Annotated in this window: 12 protein-coding genes and 1 tRNA gene; 4 read left to right on the top strand and 9 right to left on the bottom strand. The window is 73.8% G+C overall.

Annotated features, from left to right (window positions below; genetic code table 11):
* Window positions 1–213: 213 nt before the first annotated feature.
* From gltX to AB0442_RS13455, 4 genes are all read left to right on the top strand, one after another.
* Complete coding sequence (gltX, locus tag AB0442_RS13470; protein ID WP_366162755.1) at window positions 214–1,584, top strand: glutamate--tRNA ligase; 1,371 nt, start codon at window positions 214–216, stop codon at window positions 1,582–1,584.
* A gap of 144 nt (window positions 1,585–1,728) precedes the next feature.
* Entirely contained in the window at window positions 1,729–2,460 is a 732-nt protein-coding gene (locus tag AB0442_RS13465; RefSeq protein ID WP_366162709.1) for a hypothetical protein, read from the top strand.
* Window positions 2,457–3,152, top strand: coding sequence for a hypothetical protein (locus AB0442_RS13460; protein ID WP_366162707.1), 696 nt, complete (start codon window positions 2,457–2,459; stop codon window positions 3,150–3,152). The genes AB0442_RS13465 and AB0442_RS13460 overlap by 4 nt, the downstream gene beginning before the upstream one ends.
* On the top strand, window positions 3,149–4,042 hold the full coding sequence (locus tag AB0442_RS13455) for a hypothetical protein (RefSeq protein WP_366162705.1): 894 nt from the start codon (window positions 3,149–3,151) through the stop codon (window positions 4,040–4,042). Before AB0442_RS13460 ends, AB0442_RS13455 begins: the two co-directional genes overlap by 4 nt.
* 673 nt (window positions 4,043–4,715) lie before the next feature.
* Here AB0442_RS13455 and istB read toward each other — a convergent pair.
* The 9 genes from istB to tmk form a co-directional block, all read right to left on the bottom strand.
* Window positions 4,716–5,540, bottom strand: a complete 825-nt coding sequence (gene istB / locus AB0442_RS13450; RefSeq protein ID WP_366162704.1) for an IS21-like element helper ATPase IstB — start codon at window positions 5,538–5,540, stop codon at window positions 4,716–4,718.
* A complete protein-coding gene (gene istA / locus AB0442_RS13445; protein WP_366162702.1) occupies window positions 5,540–6,796 on the bottom strand; it encodes an IS21 family transposase in 1,257 nt (418 codons plus the stop codon). The genes istB and istA overlap by 1 nt, the downstream gene beginning before the upstream one ends.
* Before the next feature lie 233 nt (window positions 6,797–7,029).
* Window positions 7,030–7,103 (bottom strand) — tRNA-Thr (locus AB0442_RS13440).
* A gap of 99 nt (window positions 7,104–7,202) precedes the next feature.
* On the bottom strand, window positions 7,203–7,868 hold the full coding sequence (gene leuE, locus AB0442_RS13435) for a leucine efflux protein LeuE (protein WP_363540950.1): 666 nt from the start codon (window positions 7,866–7,868) through the stop codon (window positions 7,203–7,205).
* 126 nt (window positions 7,869–7,994) lie between these two features.
* Window positions 7,995–9,590, bottom strand: coding sequence for an alpha/beta hydrolase (locus AB0442_RS13430; protein ID WP_366162700.1), 1,596 nt, complete (start codon window positions 9,588–9,590; stop codon window positions 7,995–7,997).
* Between the two features lie 205 nt (window positions 9,591–9,795).
* Window positions 9,796–10,926 carry a hypothetical protein gene (locus AB0442_RS13425; protein WP_366162699.1) on the bottom strand — a complete coding sequence of 377 codons (1,131 nt, stop codon included), beginning with the start codon at window positions 10,924–10,926 and terminating at the stop codon, window positions 9,796–9,798.
* A 243-nt stretch (window positions 10,927–11,169) separates the two neighbouring features.
* The gene (locus tag AB0442_RS13420; protein ID WP_366162698.1) at window positions 11,170–12,387 is read right to left on the bottom strand and encodes a DNA polymerase III subunit delta'; all 1,218 of its coding nucleotides are present in this window, start codon (window positions 12,385–12,387) and stop codon (window positions 11,170–11,172) included.
* A 63-nt stretch (window positions 12,388–12,450) separates the two neighbouring features.
* A complete protein-coding gene (locus AB0442_RS13415; protein WP_366162696.1) occupies window positions 12,451–13,827 on the bottom strand; it encodes an acyltransferase family protein in 1,377 nt (458 codons plus the stop codon).
* A 122-nt stretch (window positions 13,828–13,949) separates the two neighbouring features.
* On the bottom strand, window positions 13,950–17,264 hold the full coding sequence (tmk, locus tag AB0442_RS13410) for a dTMP kinase (RefSeq protein ID WP_366162694.1): 3,315 nt from the start codon (window positions 17,262–17,264) through the stop codon (window positions 13,950–13,952).
* Window positions 17,265–17,347 lie beyond the last annotated feature (83 nt).

Below are 17,347 nucleotides of genomic sequence, written 5' to 3'. Positions count from 1 at the left end.
GACGGGCCACGAGCGGCCGGACGCGTCCGTGCCGCGGCGCGGTGCGGCGGGCCGGGCGGGGGCGGTGGGGCGGGCCGGGCGGGGGCGGTGGGGCGGCGGGTGCGCGCCCTCGGGGCGGCGGTCGGGCGGAGCAGGGGCGGGCGCGGGATCGGTAGGCTGTGCGGCATGTCTGCTCCCGCTGTTCGCGTCCGTTTCGCACCGTCCCCGACCGGCATGTTCCACGTCGGCGGCGCTCGTTCCGCCCTCTACAACTGGGCTGTGGCGCGACAGTCCGGCGGCACCTTCGTCCTGCGCATCGAAGACACCGATGCGGCCCGCAACAAGCCGGAGTGGATCGACGGGATCGTCAACGCCCTCTCCGCGATCGGCATCAACGAGTCCGACCCGGCCTTCGAGGGCCCCTACTTCCAGTCGCACAACGCCGACCGGCACCGCGAGGCGGCCGGGCAGCTGCACGCCGCCGGCAAGGCCTACTTCTGCGACTGCACCCGCGAGCAGGTCCAGGAGCGCACCGGCTCGCAGCAGTTGGGCTACGACGGCTTCTGCCGTGAGCGCGGCCTCGGCTGGGAGGCCGGCCGGGCGATGCGCTTCCGCACCCCGGACGAGGGCGAGACCGTGGTCGTGGACCTGATCCGCGGCGAGCCGGCCTTCCCGAACAGCGCCATCGAGGACTTCGTCATCGCCCGCGGCGACGGCACCCCGGTCTTCCTGCTCGCCAACGTGGTCGACGACCTCGACGAGGGCGTCACCCAGGTGATCCGCGGCGAGGAGCACCTCTCCAACACCCCGAAGCAGCAGCTGCTCTGGGAGGCGCTCGGCGCGCAGCCCCCGGTGTGGGCGCACCTGCCGGTCATCGTCAACGAGAAGCGGCAGAAGCTCTCCAAGCGCCGCGACAAGGTGGCGCTGGAGGACTACCTGGCCGAGGGCTTCCTGCCCGAGGCGATGGTCAACTACCTGATGCTGCTGGGCTGGGCACCGGGCGACGACCGCGAGATCCTGCCGTTCGAGGAGCTGCAGCAGCTCTTCCGCGTGGAGAACGTCAACAGCTCCTCGGCGTTCTTCGACATCAAGAAGCTGACCGCCTTCAACGGCGACTACATCCGGGCGCTGGGCGCGGAGCGGTTCATCGCGGCCTGCGCGCCGTGGCTGGCCGCCCCGCACGCGCCGTGGCAGCCGGAGGCCTTCGACGCCGCCGTGTTCGAGAAGGTCGCGCCGCTCGCGCAGACCCGGATCGCGGTGCTGTCGGAGATCACCGCGCAGGTGGACTTCCTCTTCCTCGACGAGCCGGTCGCCGACGAGGCGTCCTGGACGAAGGCGATGAAGACGGGCGCCGCGGAGCTGCTGCGGGACGTCCGGTCGGAGCTCGCCTCGGCGGCCTGGACGGCCGAGGACCTCAAGACCGTCCTGGAGAAGGTCGGCGCCGAGCACGGCCTCAAGCTCGGCAAGGCCCAGGCCCCGATCCGGGTGGCCGTCACCGGCCGCACCGTCGGCCTGCCGCTGTTCGAGTCGATGGAGCTGCTCGGCCGCGACCGCGTGCTGGCCCGCCTCGACGCCGCCGCGGAGCGCCTGGCCGTCGCTGCCTGATCCCCGCTCCACCCCGTCCGCCCCCGGACCGCCGGCCCCGCCGGTACGGCCCGGGGGCGGCGGCGTTCGTGCAACCCGCGGCATCGGCGCTGTCGTCCTGCTGTGCGATCGTAGGTTCACATGCCGTGACGGGGGAGGAACAGCATGGCGATCGAGTTGCCCGGTGAGGTGGAGTCGTTCCTGGCGTTCATCGGGATCCGCTGGCCGTCGGTGAACGAGGACAAGGTCCGCGAGTTCGCCGACCACGTCCGGGAGTTCGCCGACAAGGTGGATGAGGCGCACCGGGAGTCGACGGCGACGATCCATGCGCTGTCCGAGGCGTACGAGGGTGCGTCGTACGAGGCGCTGCTGGCGAAGTGGGCGTCGCTGTCGGACTCGCACATGAACGAGTTGGTGCAGGCCTGCCGGGTGGTGGCGACCGCGCTGGACGTGGCGGCGGACGTGATCGTGGCGATGAAGGTGGAGGCGATCGCCGAACTCGTCGTGCTAGCGGCCACGTTGATCGCCGAGCAGGCGGCGGCGGTGGCGACGCTGGGTGCGGCGGAGGCGGCCGCGGCGGCGACGGTGCTGGCCGGGCGCAAGCTGATCCAGTTCCTGGAGCAGCAGTTGGAGGACTACATCATCGGCCAGGTGATCGAGGCGGCGATCGACCCGCTGGTGGAGGTGGTGGCGGGTGCGGTGTCGGGTCTGGTGTTCCAGACCGCCGAGTCGGCGCTCGGCGTCTCCGGCGGCGGTGGGGGCGGGGGCGGTACCGGGTTCCGGATCAACCCGGACGCCCTGGAGGCGCACGCCCGCACGATGCACCGGCACGCCGAGACCGTGGCCGGCCACGCACAGGCCTTCCGGTCCAAGCTCGCGGGGGTGAGCTTCGAGTGAGCAACCGGATCGTCAGGGCGCTCGAACACGGGGCGCAGAAGCTCGGCAAGACGCTTGCCGAGGACGCCGGCAAGGCCGTCCACAAGCTGTACAAGCAGGCCGGCGACAACCTGAAGACGGTGGCCAAGAACACCCGCGAGGTGGACGCCAAGCACGCCGAGGAACTGAAGAAGATCATCGAGGGCGGCAAGAAGGACATCCACAAGCCGCCCAAGGCTCCCTCCCACGCTCCGAGCACTGTCCCGTCCGGCCCTCCGTGGCCGGCCAAGGACGGCATCCCGGGGGCCGCCCGCGGAAAGAGCCTGAACCCGCCGCACAAGCGTCACACCCTGTCCGGTGTCAGGAACGGTCAGGTCAAGGCCGAGAACAGTGTCATCCTCAGAGGACACGAGAAGGACGTCCATGACGATGTCGCGCAGATCGCGGCCGGAAACGCGCGATGGAACGCCCAGACCCAGCGATACGAGATAAACGGCCGGACCTACGGCGTCGAGCCCCACGGCACGGTCTTCCCGGACTCCGGCAAGGGCATTGTCAACATGGACCGGAACGAATACGCCGCACTGAAGGAGATTGCCAAGGCCGGAGGCGATCCGTCGAAGGTCCCGGCATTCACCAGGGACCCGAGGTTCCGCGATAATCCGCAGGCAATCGCCAAGGCACTGGCCGTCTACAACGGGACACACACATGACGTACAACCTCCTTCTCACCGGCGACCTGGACCACGGCCTGATTGCGGCCGGACTGGCCGAGCAGTTCGGTCTCCCGACCGGCGAGGTCGATGTCGCGGGCGCCGACGACTACGACAACCGCAACTGGGACGCGGTTGTGAGCTGCACGTACGAGCGCGTCCTCGGAGACGTGACGTGGGCTCTCGACATTCACGCGGCTGCCGACCGGCCCGGCCTGCCTTCCGAGTCGCAGTTGGCAGCGGGCCTCGCGGGTCGGCTCGGCCGGTCCGTACTCTTCCCCGCGCAGGAGTCCCTGCCGAGCGCGTACTGGCTGGCGGCCCCCGGCGGGCTCGTCACCCGTGCCCGCCTGCTCATCGACGACGAGGACGAGGTGACCTACACGATCGATGCGGTGGAGCAGGCCGTCCCCGACCTGCCCTCGACCCCGGTGCAGCGTCAGCCCGAGGTGATCCGCGAGCACCGGCCGGCCACACCCGCGACCGACGCGTTCGCGGCCTGGCTCACGGAGCACGAGCATTCCCGCGGCCACGGCACCGACCCGGCCGAGGAGGAGGCGGAGTGGTACGCCAGGACGAGGCTCGGCGCGTGGGAGAGCCTGGCCGAGAGGATGGCCGCCGCGTGGCGACCCGACGACTGGTATCCCGCGGACTTCTACCACGAGGACCTGGAGGTCAGGGACCAGCTGGTCCAGACCGTGGCCGCTCTTCCCCAGGAGGTCTCCGCGCGTGCGGCCGAAGCGCTGGCAAGCATCGACGAGGTCTTCCGGGAACACACCGTGGACGACAAGGGCACCGCGGTGAGCGAGGCACTGGGATTGCCGCGGCTGGACGTCGCACTGCGGAGCTGGTGGTGGCAGCGCCGTCCGAACCCGCTGCCCTGGTCGAGCTGAGCCCGTGCCGCGGGCCAGACACGGAGCGCCGCGGAGAGAGTGCCGTGATCACCTTCAGGTTTTCCCGAAGGCCCGCACCGGGAATCGCGAGCGGCATGGATCTCGGCGACATCGATGTCGTCGGGCGGAGCTCATGCACGACCTCGGCGGATGATTTCCCCGACCAAGGAATGATGATCTTCCCATCCGTCGCCCTGCTCCTCGACCAGCTCCAGCAACCGGTCTCATCCGGCGACGGTGTCGTGACCTATTACGGCGTGGACTCGTCGTTCCTGGCTCGCTTCACCGTTGCTGGGGGAACGTCTCGGTTTCCGGCAGTGCCTCAGAGATCGCGCTGCTGCCGGTTTCGAATTCGTCGATGCCGTCCTCGTGGCTGCGGACGAATTCGCGACTACAGAACTGAACAGGGGATCCCCGAGACGGATCCCGTGCGAGACGACTTGCTCGCCGCCATCGCGGACTTCCGACGGCTGCGCAGGTAAGGCCCCGCCGTCAGCTCGCGATCACGAGCCGGGCTTCGCTGCTGAGGCTGCCCTTCCGCTCGGGGCCAATGGGTATGACACAGAGGGGTACGGACCGACCTGTCGCACAGGTTCGCTGGTGTCGGCGGCGGTTGAACCGTGACCCGGTTCGGTCGGTTGAGTTCTGACCCTCGCGTCTTCTGTTGATCTTGTCAGTCGTTGCTGGTCGGTGTGCGGCCGAGGTCTCCGTGGCCGCGCATGCGGTAGGACTCGCCCTTGAGGGAGTGGATCTCGGCGTGGTGGACGAGCCGGTCGATCATGGCGGCGGCGACGGTCTCGTCGCCGAAGGTCTCGCCCCAGCGTCCGAAGGGCTTGTTCGAGGTGACGATCACGCTGGCCCTCTCGTATCTGTTCGAGACGAGCTGGAAGAACAGGTTCGCCGCTTCCGGTTCGAACGGGATGTAGCCGACCTCGTCGATCACGATCAGCGGATAGCGGCCGAGTTTGACGAGTTCGTCCTGGAGGCGGCCGGTATGGTGGGCGGCGGCGAGCCGGTCGACCCACTGGGAGGCGGTGGCGAACGCGACCCGGTGGCCGGCCTGGCAGGCCCGGACGGCGAGCCCGGTGGCGAGGTGGGTCTTGCCGGTGCCGGGCGGGCCGAGGAAGACCACGTTCTCCTTCGCGGCTATGAAGTCCAATGTTCCCAGGTGGGCGAGTTGTTGGCGCGTCATGCCCCGCAGGTGGGCGGTGTCGATCTCCTCAAGAGTTTTGACCGCGGGGAAGCGGGCGGCCCGGATGCGTTGCTCGCCGCCGTGGCTGTCGCGGGCGGAGACCTCGCGCTGCAGGCAGGCGGCCAGATACTCCTGGTGGGTCCAGGACTCGGCGCGGGCCCGCTCGGCGAGGCGTTCGGCGGCGTCCAGCAGGGCGGGGGCCTTCATGGCGCGGGCGAGGAAGGCGAGGTCGGCGGCGGTCTGCCGCCCGTTCGTGGCAGGTTGTTGGGTGCCTGCGGTCTTGCTGGCGGTGGTGGTGCGGGCCATCAGGTGTCCTTTCCGGCGCCGCCCTCGAGGAGGGTGAAGATGCGGTCGTAGGAGCCGAGCTCGCGCTGTTCGACCTCGACGCCCAGGTCGTCGGGAGCCAGAGCGGTCCCTCCGGCGGCGCGCGAAACGCGCTGGTGGATCGCCTGGCCGCGCAGGGCCTTGGCTGCGGCGGCGTGCTCGGGATCGGTGATGGTCTGGTGGCGGGCCCAGCAGCGGACGTGGCGGGCGACCATATCGCCGCCGCAGGTCACGGTGATGCTTTCGGTGTCGCTGCGGACGGTGATCCGGTGCCCGATCGCGCGGGGGTGGACGGAGTAGTCGCAGGTGTCGACGCGGATGTAGTGGTCGCGGCCGAGCCGGGTGGTCTGCGGCCACCAGTTCGGCGGGCCGACCGGCGGCAGGGTGAGCATCGCGGAGCGGTCGGCCTCCCAGCGGTCGACGGGGCGGGCGTCGAGCGTTCGGTGCCGGCGCCGGTTGGCGACCTGCAGCCAGGCGGCGAGCTGGGTGTTGAAGTCGCCCGGGCCGGTGAAGATGCGGCCTGGCAGGAAACTGGTCTCCAGGTAGCCGTTCGCCCGCTCGACCAGGCCCTTCGCCTCCGGGTCGCGGGGCCGGCAGAAGTGGATCCGGGTCGCGAGCAGGCCCGCCAGGGCCGCGAACTCAGGTGTGGGCCTGCCCCGGCCGACACCGCTCTCGTTGTCCCAGACCAGCGTCTTCGGGACGGCGCCCCAGTCGGTCAGCAGCCGCCAGTGCCCGTCGATCAGGTCGGCGGTGGTCCGGGTGGGCAGCATCCGCGCGGTGATCACCCTGGAATAGCCGGACACCATGACGAGCACCGGCGGGCGCCCGGTCTGCCCGTAGCCCAGCGGGATGTCAGCCAACGGAAACCACAGGTCGCACTGCGCGAGTTCGCCAGGCTGATAGACCGTCCGCGAGACCGGGTCGATGGGCAGATAGGCCGGCCGCAGCTCGCGCACCCGCTCCTTGAGGATGGTTAGCCCGCGCTCCCAGCCGATCCGCTCGGCGATCACCGTCGCGGGCATCGTCGGCGTCTGCCGCAGCAGCTCGCGGATCGCAGGCTCGACCGCGTCGACCGCCGATCCCTTCAACGGCCGCTGATAGACCGGCGGCCGGTCCGTCGCCAGCGCCCGCTTCACCGTGTTCTTCGAGATCCCCAGCTGCCGGGCGATCGCCCGGATCGGCATCTGCTCGGCCCGGTGCAGCCGACGGATCTCAGCCCAGTCCTCCACGCGAATCACCCTCTCCTCCTGACCCTCGATGAAGATCAGGATGAACAGAAGATCGCGAAGCGGGTCCCATTTCATCCGCCGATCAGCGGTCAGTTTTCACCCGTCGCCGACAGCTGGTGGCTCGGAGGAGTTCGGGATGCCCCCTCGTGGGCCGGAACGGCGACCCCTCGCCGGAATTCGTTGGCCTATGACGCGGAAAGCAAAAGGTCCGGCCAGAGCGTCTGACCGGACCTTTCACACTGAGCCGCCTGCGGGATTCGAACCCGCGACCTACGCATTACGAGTGCGTTGCTCTGGCCAACTGAGCTAAGGCGGCGCCGTTGCCGGGCTCCCCGACGAGTCGAGGATCGCATCGGCAACGCGGGCCAGTCTACACAGTTTCCGGAGGTGGTCCGCACCGCGGCCGGCTCGGGGGTCAGGCGGAGGAGACGGCGAGCTTGGCGGCGAAGCCGGCGAAGAGCAGGGCGACGCCGCTGGTGAGCCCGGCGGAGAGGCGCTTGCGGCGGCGGAAGGCGGTGGCGAGCGTGGTGCCGGCGAAGATCAGCAGGGACAGGTAGAGGACGCTGAAGGTCTGCAGGATGCCGCCGAGCAGGCCGAAGGAGAGCGCCGGCATGCCGTAGGACGGGTCCACGAACTGGGTGAAGAAGGAGAGCAGGAAGAGGATGGCCTTCGGGTTGAGCAGGCTGATCACCAGCGCCCGGCGGAAGGGGTTCTCGGTGCTCTCCGGCAGCGCCTCGGCGGCCGGGGCCGCGTCGATCGCCTCGGCCGCGGCCCGCCGCTCGCGCCAGAGCTCCCGGGCGGCCCGGATCATGCCGACGCCGATCCAGAGCAGGTAGGCGGCGCCGCCGAACTTCACCACGGCGAAGACCGCCGGGTTGGCCTCCAGCAGCGAGGAGGCGCCGAGCGCGGTGAGGCTGATGAGGGTGAAGTCGCCGAGGAAGACGCCCGCGGCGGCCCGGTAGCCGGTGCGGACGCCCCTGCGGGCGGCGACGGACAGGACGTACAGCGAGTTCGGGCCGGGCAGCAGGACGATGACCAGGGCGCCGAGGACGTACGTCGCCAGGTCGTTGACTCCGAGCACGGGGGCTCCTGTCGGTGCGGCGGGACACGTGGGGGCGCCTCATGCTAACCGCCAGCACCGTCAGCCAGGTACGGGTCTTACCTGGTGGACAAGGCGCACGCCCCCGGCGCCGCGCGGCCCGGGGCGCTACTTGGCGCAGCGGGTGCCCTCCGCCGGCGCCTCGCCGCCCAGCAGGTAGCGGTTGACCGCGCCGTCCACGCAGGTGTTGCGCCGACCGTAGGCGGTGTGGCCGTCGCCGTCGTAGGTGAGCAGCCGGCCGGTCTCCAACTGGCCGGCCAGGGACTGCGCCCAGGCGTACGGGGTGGCCGGGTCGCGGGTGGTGCCGACGACCACGATCGGGGCGGCCCCGACGGCGCGGACGGTGTGCGGCAGCCCGGTCGGCCGGTCCGGCCAGTAGGTGCAGGAGAGGGCCATCCAGGCCATGTCGCGGCCGAAGTGCGGGGAGGCCGCGGCGAAGTCCGCCTCGGCGGCCCGGGCCTCCTCCGGGCCGGTGAACGGTGCGGGCAGGTCGAGGCAGTTGACGGCCATGTTGGCGGCCATCAGGTTGGGGTAGCTGCCGTCCTCGCCGCGCTCGTAGTACTCGTCGGACAGCGCGAGCAGCGCGGTGCCGTCGCCGGCCACCGCGTCGGTGAGCGCGGTGCGCAGCTGCGGCCAGAGGAACTCGGCGTACATCGCCTGGATGACGCCGGTGGTGGCCTGGGCCTCGGTGAGCTTGCGGCCGGATCCGGTCGGCAGCGGCTTGGCGTCGATCTGCCGGAAGAGGGCGGTGAGCCGGTCGCCGATCTCCTTCTCGGTGCGGCCGAGCGGACAGTCCTCGCGCTTGGCGCAGTCCTTGGCGAAGGCGGCCCAGGCGGTCTCGAAGCCGCCGGCCTGGGTGCGGTTGCCGGCCCTGGCGTCCAGGGACGGGTCCATCGCGCCGTCGAGCACCATCCGGCCGACCCGGCCGGGGAAGAGGCCCGCGTAGGTCGCACCGAGGTAGGTGCCGTAGCTCTTGCCGAGGTAGTGCAGCTTGTCGTCGCCGACCAGGGCCCGCAGGACGTCCATGTCGCGGGCGGCCTCGACGGTGGAGACGTGGCCGAGGACGTCGCCGGACTTCGCCTTGCAGGCCTCGGCGAACTCCTTGTCGGCGGCGATCAGGGCGTCGGTCTCGGCCTGGTCGTCGGGGGTGATGTCGACGGCGGTGTAGGCGTCCATCCGCTCGCCGGAGAGGCAGCTGACCGGGGCGGAGCGGCCGACGCCGCGCGGGTCGAGGCCGACGAGGTCGTAGGCGGCGCGGACCTTCGGGTCGTAGCCGCGGGCGACGGCCTCCAGGTAGTCGACGGCGGAGCCGCCGGGGCCGCCGGGGTTGAGCAGCAGCGAGCCGAGCCGTTGGGCGCCGCCGGAGGCGCCCTTGCGCACGGCGGCGAGGGTGATGTCCCCGCCGGCCGGCCGGTCGTAGTCGAGCGGGACCTTGAACTGCGCGCACTCGAACTCCCCGTCGCAGCTCTTCCAGTCGAGCTTCTGCGCGTAGTAGGGGGCGAGGGCGGCCGGGGTCTGCTCGGGCAGCGGCTGCAGCGGGGCGGCCTTCGCCGCGGCCCCGGAGGCACCCGCGGAGGCGCCGGGCGTGCCGGTGTCGATGGGGGTCGGCGAACCGGAGGAGGAGCAGCCGGCCAGCAGCAGGGCCGAGGCGGCTGCGGCGGCCAGGACGGCGGTCGCGGGGCGGTTCCGCCGGGTGGCTCGCATGGTGTGGGTCTCCCTCGGGCGCGGCACGGCGCGGAACGGCGGTGCTGTGCGCGGGCCGGTCGCGGGCTCGGCGGGGCGGTCGCCTGGCCGCCCCCAGCGTATCGGGCCCCGCCCGGGCCGCCCCGGTGCCGACACCCTGCGGCGGGTCCGGCCCGCCGGGCGGGCTCAGCGGGCGCGGACGGTCGTCGGTACGGGTTCGGCGGGCTCAGCGGGCCCGGTCGAGGCTGTCGGCGAGGTACTGCACGGCGACCCGCACCAGCCGCAGGCGCTCCCGCTCGTGCGTGTAGTCCTGCACGATGTCGGAGACCTTGACGTCGGCGCGGGCGGCCGGGCCCCTGCCGCCGTGCAGCGCGGTCTGCAGCGCGCGGGCGGCGCCGACGCCCGCGGTGTCGGCCTTGGCTGCGGCCAGCAGCAGGCGGCCTGCGGAGTCTGCGGGCGCGTCGGCGGCGGCCGAGGCGAGTGCGGAGGCGTCGTACCGTCCGGAGACCGCGGCGGCGGCCCCGTACAGGTCCCGGCGGGTCAGCCCGGCGGCCGCCGCGCAGGGGGCTCCGGACTCGACGCCGAGCACGCCCCAGCTGTCCGGTCCGGCGGACAGGGTGCGGAAGGCGGTGGTCACCGCGGTGCGCAGCGCGACGTCGTCGGCGACGGCCTGCGGGGCGGCGGCGACCAGCTCGCAGGGGTGTTCGGTACCGCTGGGGGCCTCGGGGGCGACCACCAGGAAGGGCCGGGAGCGGCCGAGCTTCACCGCGGAGGCGATGCCGTCGAAGAGGTCCGGCAGTTCGGCGTCGGCGGTCTTCCGGACGGTGCCGGAGGGCAGGACGATCACCGGGAAGCGGGCCTGCGGGTCGGTGCGGTACTGCGCGGGCAACCAGACCCGGACGGCGCGGGGCCGGCCGTCGGGGCCGGGGACGGCGGCCTCCATCAGCTCGCCCTCGGCCGGGTGCCCGATCGAGGTGAAGGCGGTGGCGGCGGGCGGTGCCGGTCGGGCGGTGGCGGAGGACTGCTCGGCGGCCGGCCGCGGTGTCGCGGGGGCGGCACCATCGGCGGCCGGCGCGGGCCGGGACGCCGCCGAGGCCCCGAAGTGCTGCGACCGCCCCCAGGCACCGGGTACCCGGCCGGGCAGTACGGCGACGGCCAGCACGGCGGCGCCGACGAGGCAGAGCACGGCCGCGGCGGCGCGCAGCAACAGCGGGCGCTGCTCGGCGGCGAGCCCGTACGTGCGGGCGGAGCGGAGGTCGCGCCAGCCGGTGAGGGTGGAGCGGCCGAGCCGGAGTCCGGCCACGGCGGCTGCGGCGGCCGCCAGCAGGGGTACGACGACGAGGAGCGGACGGGGCATGGGCGTACCACCTCCGGGCGAGCACGGTCGCCGGACCACGGCTTTCGGACCGACCGTCCACAGGGTGCACAACGGGCCGAGCGGCTCGGCGGGGGCCGGGCGGGCGCCGGGCGACGTTCACTCGAACGAGCGAGGTGACATGCCGTCACCCGGAAGCCCTCCGGGGCGCCCGTCGCGGCAGGAGGCGCCCTGCCGCAGCGGACGCCGGGTCGGTCCGGCGCCCCGGCGGCCGGTCGGGGTGGTTCAGCCCGCCCGGAGGGCGAGCGTCATCGCCTCGACGGCGAGCAGCGGGTCGACGTTGCGGTCCAGCGCCTCGCGGCAGGCCAGGACGGCCTCGATCCGGCGCAGGGTCGACTCGGCGGGGCCGGCGGCGGCGATCCGGTCGAGGGTCTGCCGGTGGTCCTCGTTGGCGAGCGGGCCGGCGGAGCCGAACTGCAGGGCGAGGACGTCCCGGTAGAAGCCGAGCAGGTCGAGCAGGGCGGTGTTGAGCGTCTCGCGGCGGGTGCGGGTGGCCCGGCTCTTCTGCCGCTTCTCCAGCTCCTTGACCGCACCGGCCATGCCGCGCGGCGCCCGGCTGCCCTCGGCGGCGCCGTACGCGGCCTTCAGGTCGTCGGTCTCCTTGGCGTCCTGGGTCTCGGCCAGGGCCTCGGCGTCGGCCTTGGCGGTGTCGACCAGCCGCTGGGCGGCGGCGAGGCAGCCGCCGACGTCGGCGACCTCCAGCGGGATGCGCAGCACCTCGGCCCGGCGGGCGCGCGCCTGCTCGTCGACGGCGAGGCGGCGGGAGCGCTCGATGTCGCCCTGCCCGGCGAGGGCGGCGGCGTGCGCGGGGCCCGGGTCGACGCCGTCCCTGCGGACCAGCATGTCGGCGACGGCCTCGGCGGACGGCGTGCGCAGCACCAGCAGCCGGCAGCGGGAGCGGATGGTGGGCAGCACGTCCTGGACGGAGGGGGCGCACAGCAGCCAGACGGTGCGCGGCGAGGGCTCCTCCACGCCCTTGAGCAGGGCATTGGCGGCGGCCTCGGTGAGCCGGTGGGCGGCGTCGACGAGGATCACCGACCAGCGGCCGCCGGTCGGGTAGCTCGCGGCGCGCAGGACCAGGTCGCGCATGTCGCCGACGCCGATGGAGAGCCCGTCGGTGCGTACGTACTTCACGTCGGCGTGGCTGCCGGAGAGCACGGTGTGGCAGCCCTCGCAGAAGCCGCAGCCGGGCGTGCCGCCGAGTTCGAGGTCGGGGCTGGTGCACTGGAGCGCGGCGGCGAAGGCGCGGGCGGCGGTGGTCTGGCCTGCGCCGGGCGGTCCGGTGAACAGCCAGGCGTGGGTCATCAGCGAGGCGTTGGCGCCGGGCTCGGCCGGCGCGCCCGCGGTGCGTCCGGCGGCGGCGGTGGCCCGTGCCGCACGGGCAGCCGCGGACAGCTGCTCGACCACACGGTCCTGGCCGACCAGGTCGTCCCACACGCTCACGCCGTACTCCCTGCCGTACCCGCCGTCCGCCCCGGCCGCCTGCCCGCCGGGTCCGCCACGAGCCTAACGCCCGTCGCCGACACCGCGGGCGGCCGTCGGCGCGCGGGCCCCGGCCGGCTCCGGCTCCCGCTCCTCCCCCGGCACGCCGGCCGGCTCCTCGGCCGCGGGGCGCCGGGCCGACGGGCCGTCGGTCGACGGGCCGTGGACCGACGGGCCCTGACCGGACGGGCCCTGACCGGACGGGCACGGAACGGACGGGCACGGAACGGACGGGCACGGAACGGACGGGCACGGAACGGACGGGCGCGGAACGGGCAGCGGCACCCCGCGCACCTTGGCGAAGGAGGCCGCCAGGCGGGGCTTGAGCCAGCGGGTGGCGGGCCGCTCGACGAAGCGGTGCACCAGCCAGGAGGCGGCGGTCATCACCACCAGCAGCGTGCCGACCAGCAGCCAGGGGTCGACCCGGTTCCCGAGGGTGTCGATCACCTCCCAGCCGATGTACTCGTGCAGCAGGTAGAGCGGGTAGGTGACCGCCCCGGCGGTGGCCAGCCAGCGCCACTGCACGCCGCGGAACCGGTCCAGGGCGACGCCGGCCATCAGCAGGTAGAAGACGGCGAGCACCGCCACCACGCCCCACTCGGGCACCGGGTAGCCGGCCTGGGCGGCGACGAAGCGGTAGGTGGGCAGCACCGCCCGGCAGCCCGCCAGGAAGGTGAAGCCGACCAGCAGCCAGAGCAGCAGGTCCGGGCCGAACCGCCGGATCAGGTAGAAGGCGAGGCCGCCGATGAAGAACCAGCAGTACTCGGGCATCGCCAGCACCTGGAGCAGTTGCTCGCCGGGCGCCGCCATCGCGAGCACCCCGGCCGCGCACCAGAGCAGGCAGAAGGCGAGGACCCGGCGGTAGGTGAGGCCGAGCGCCACCACCACCGCGAAGATCAGGTAGAACCGGCCCTCGACCCACAGGCTCCAGTACACGCCGTCGACGTAGGGCGCCCCGAACGGGTACTCCATCATCGTCAGGTTGGTCAGCACGTCCCGGGTCGCCCGCGGGCGGCTGCCGCCCGGGACGGCGGCGAGCACCGCCGTGGTGAGCAGCACCGCGAACCAGTACGCGGGGAACAGCCGCACCACCCGCGAGCTCAGGAAGTCGGCGAGCGAGCGGCCCCAGCAGCTCAGGCAGATCACGAAGCCGCTGATCAGGAAGAACAGCTGCACGCCCATCCAGCCGTAGGCCGCGGGCCGGTAGAGCACCGGGAAGAGCTCGGCGCGCGGGCGGCCCCAGTCGGACCCGAACGCGACGTAGTGGTAGACGACGACCAGCAGGACGGCCAGGAAGCGCAGCCCGTCCAGTGCCAGCAGCCGGCCGCCGGGTCTGCGCGCCGCTTCCGGGGCGGCGGCCTCGGCGGCGCGGGTGGACGGGACGGCTGCGGCGACGGTCACGGGTACGGGCTTCCTCGGCTGGCTGCGGATGCGGAAAACGGGCACCGCAGTCTTTCAGACCGCGGCGCCCGTCCGGTGCGTCCGCTACCGGCCGGCGGCCTCCGCCGGCCGCCCGCGCGGGCTCAGTCCCGGCGGCGCTTGCGGCCCCAGCCGCGTCGCTCCTGGCCCTCCTGGCCCTCCTCGCCGTCCTCCTCGGACTCCCAGCGGGCCCACTCGTCGCGCGAGCCCAGCAGGCTGTCGGTGAGGCTCGGGAGGTCGTCCATCGGCGTCTCCTCGGCCCAGGACGGGCGCGGTCGGTCGACCGGGGTGAGCTCGCGGGTGGTCTCGGCGGGCGGCTCCTCGCGCCACAGCCCCGGCGGGACCCGGTCGGCCGCGTCCGGGTCGGCCTGCGGCAGCACGGCGGTCTCGTCCGCCTGCGGCAGCACGGCCGTCTCGTCCGTGAGCGGTGCCTTGCGGAAGTCGGCGCGCTCCGCCTTCGGCAGCACGGCCGTCTCGTCGGCCTTCGGCAGCACCGCGGTCTCGTCTCCGACCGGCGGCTTCCGGAAGTCGGCGCGCCCGGCCTTCGGCAGCACGGCGGTCTCGTCGGCCGCGGGGACGGTCGGCAGGACGGCCGTCCGGTCGGCGGGGCCGGCCTGCTCGGCGGCCCGCACGGCCTTCCGGCGCTCGACCTCGGGGATCTCCCGGGTGGTCTCGGCGTCCCCGGCGTCCGTGCCGTCGCCCTCCCGGTCCGCCGCGACCTGCGGCAGTTCCGCGGTCGTGGCGGCCGACGCGGCGGCGGCCTCCGCCTCGCGGCGCTCCTGCTCGGCGGCCTCGGCCTGCAGCCGGGCCTCCTCGGCGCGCTGCAGGGCCTCCTCGGCGCGGCGGCGCTGCTCGGCGCGCTGCACGTCGAGCTGGCGCTGGATCTCGGCCTGGGCGGCGGCCTCCGCCTCCCGGCGCTCGCGCTCGGCGGCCTCGGCCTTGAGCCGGGCCTCCTCGGCGGCGCGGCGGCGGCCCTCCTCCTCGGCGCGTTCCTTCGCCTGCTCCTCGGCCCGCAGGCGGGCTTCCTCGGCGGCCTTGCGGGCCTCCTCGGCGGCGATCCGCTCGGCCTCCAGCTTGGCGAGGCGCTCCTTCTCGGCCTGCTCGGCGCGCAGTTCCTCCAGCAGGGCCTGCCGCTTGCGCTCGGCCTCCTCGGCCTCGGCCTTGAGCCGGGCCTCCTCGGCGGCGCGGCGCTCGGCGGCCTCCCGGGCGAGACGCTCCTGCTCGACGCGGGCGGCCTTCTCCTGCTCGGAGAGCGGCAGCTCGCGGTCGAGCCGGTGGCGGATCGCGGTGGTCACCTGGGCGGGCTGCTGGGCCGCGTCGACGACCAGGTAGCGGGACGGGTCGGCGGCGGCCAGGGCCAGGAAGCCGGCCCGGACCCGGGCGTGGAACTCGGTCGGCTCGGACTCCAGGCGGTCCAGCACCTCGGTGAACCGCTCCCGGGCGGCGGTCGGGTCGACGTCCAGCACCACGGTGAGGTCCGGGAGGAGGCCGCCGGTGGCCCATCGGGAGATCCGCGCGATCTCGGTCGCGGCGAGGTCGCGGCCGGCGCCCTGGTAGGCGATGGAGGAGTCCATGTACCGGTCGGTGATCACCACCGCGCCGCGGGCGAGGGCGGGCCGGATGACGCTCTCGACGTGCTCGGCGCGGTCGGCGGCGTAGATCAGTGCCTCGGCGCGGTGCGAGAGGCCGGTGTTGCCGACGTCCAGGACGAGGCCGCGCAGCCGCTGTCCGACCGGGCTGCCGCCGGGCTCGCGGGTGAGCACCACCTCGTGGCCCTTGGCGCGGATCCACTCGGCGAGGGCCTGGGCCTGGGTGGACTTGCCGGCGCCGTCGCCGCCCTCCAGGGCGATGAAGAAGCCGGTGCCGGCGGTGCGGTGCGGCGCCGGCTCGGCGGTGCCGCGGACGGCCCGGAACAGCTCCTTGCTGAACGGCGCGACCCCGCGGCGGTCGTCGGTGCGCAGCAGCACGACCGCGGCCAGCACCAGGGTGAGCAGGCCGGCGGTGGAGACGGCGAGCGCGGCGCCGTCGTGGATGAAGGTGAAGCTGCCGGGCTCGACCCGGCCGAGGGTGACCTCGCCGTAGGCGGCGGCGATCAGCGGGACGGCGATCAGCGCGCTGCCGACCACGGCCCGCAGCACCGCGTAGAGGTGCTCGGTGACCTTGGGCAGCCGCACCTCCTCGACCTCCTGCGCGAGCAGGGTGCGGCCGACCGACACGGTCAGCCCGGCGGCGACGCCGGCCAGCACGGTGAGCAGCAGGACGAGGACGAAGTCCAGCACCAGGCCGGCCAGGATCAGCGCGACGCCCTCGACGAGCAGGGCGAGCGTGAGCAGCCGGCGGCGGGAGAACGAGGGCAGGGTGGCCCGGGTGAGCCGGACGCCGGCGGCCGGGGCGAGGCCCGCGGCGAGGACGACCAGGCCGTAGCCGATCGGGCCGGCCCGGTGCTCCAGCGCGGTCAGCAGGCCGAGCGAGGCGACGCCCGCCATCGAGGCGTAGGCCGCGGCGACGGCGAAGGTGAAGTACGGGGCGGAACCGGTGCGGCCCTTGCTCAGCGCCTTGCCGGGGGTGGCGTCGACGGGCGCGCGCAGGCCCTGCAGCGGGGAGTGCGGGGCGGCGGCGGGGCCGGCGGGCAGCTCCTGCAGGAAGACCAGCACGGCGGAGGCGGCGAAGACCAGGGCGCCGCCCACCGCGGCGGAGGTCATCTGGTGGTCCCGCAGCCAGTCCGGGCCGAGTGCGGCGAGGACGTTGTTGAGCAGGGTGAGGGCGACCAGGGCGGTCGCGCCGAGCGGCACGGTGGCCCAGCCCGTCCGGTCGTCCACGGTGCGGACGGCGTCCAGGGAGGCGGCGGAGGGCTTGCGCCGGTCGGCCGCGGCGTACGGGTCTGCGGCCGGCAGCAGGCCGGGGACGGCGGCGGCCTTGGCGACCGCCCAGATCCGCTCGGCGGCGCCGACGGCGAAGACGGTGCCGAGCAGCACCCAGGTGGCGGCGCCCGGCGTCCAGACCGACCACCATGCGGCGACGCCGACCAGGACGGCGCGCAGCACGTCCGCACCGACCAGGACCCAGCGGCGGTCCAGCTTCTCGCCGAACAGCGCGTGGACCGGGCCGAGCAGGGCGGCGCCGAACAGCACGGTGGCGAGCATCCGCGCGGTGAACACGGCGGCCACGGCGAGGGCCAGCGACCGGTAGCCGTCGCCGAACTGCCCACCGGCCACGGCGGCGACCACCGTCAGCGGGACGAGGACGAGCAGCGACAGGCGGTCCGCGGTGCCGCTGACCAGCTGGGCCGTCCACAGCCTGCGGTAGGGGCGGAGCCGGAGCAGCGCCCGGGCCCGTTCACCTGGTGTCCCGGCCGGCGTGACCTCCGGACGGTCGGGCGGGGCGCTGCTGGGACCGGTGGTCTGCTCCTCACTCGTCATACCGTCAGCGTAGCGGTCGGGCGCTAGGGCCCATGGGGCGGACGGGGTTCCGGAAGCCGGTCATGACACGGTTGTGACGCACC

This window comes from Kitasatospora sp. NPDC085895 (genome assembly GCF_040702125.1).
Lineage (GTDB): Bacteria > Actinomycetota > Actinomycetes > Streptomycetales > Streptomycetaceae > Kitasatospora > Kitasatospora arboriphila.
The sequence above is the reverse complement of the archived record's forward strand: the minus strand, read 5'-3'. Positions and strand labels throughout refer to the sequence as shown.

Coding starts and splice junctions, on each gene's coding strand:
- gltX (WP_366162755.1), top strand. CDS start 214: ATGTTCCACGTCGGCGGCGCTCGTTCCGCCCTCTACAACTGGGCTGTG.
- AB0442_RS13465 (WP_366162709.1), top strand. CDS start 1,729: ATGGCGATCGAGTTGCCCGGTGAGGTGGAGTCGTTCCTGGCGTTCATC.
- AB0442_RS13455 (WP_366162705.1), top strand. CDS start 3,149: ATGACGTACAACCTCCTTCTCACCGGCGACCTGGACCACGGCCTGATT.
- istB (WP_366162704.1), bottom strand. CDS start 5,540: ATGGCCCGCACCACCACCGCCAGCAAGACCGCAGGCACCCAACAACCT.
- AB0442_RS13430 (WP_366162700.1), bottom strand. CDS start 9,590: ATGCGAGCCACCCGGCGGAACCGCCCCGCGACCGCCGTCCTGGCCGCC.
- AB0442_RS13425 (WP_366162699.1), bottom strand. CDS start 10,926: ATGCCCCGTCCGCTCCTCGTCGTCGTACCCCTGCTGGCGGCCGCCGCA.
- tmk (WP_366162694.1), bottom strand. CDS start 17,264: ATGACGAGTGAGGAGCAGACCACCGGTCCCAGCAGCGCCCCGCCCGAC.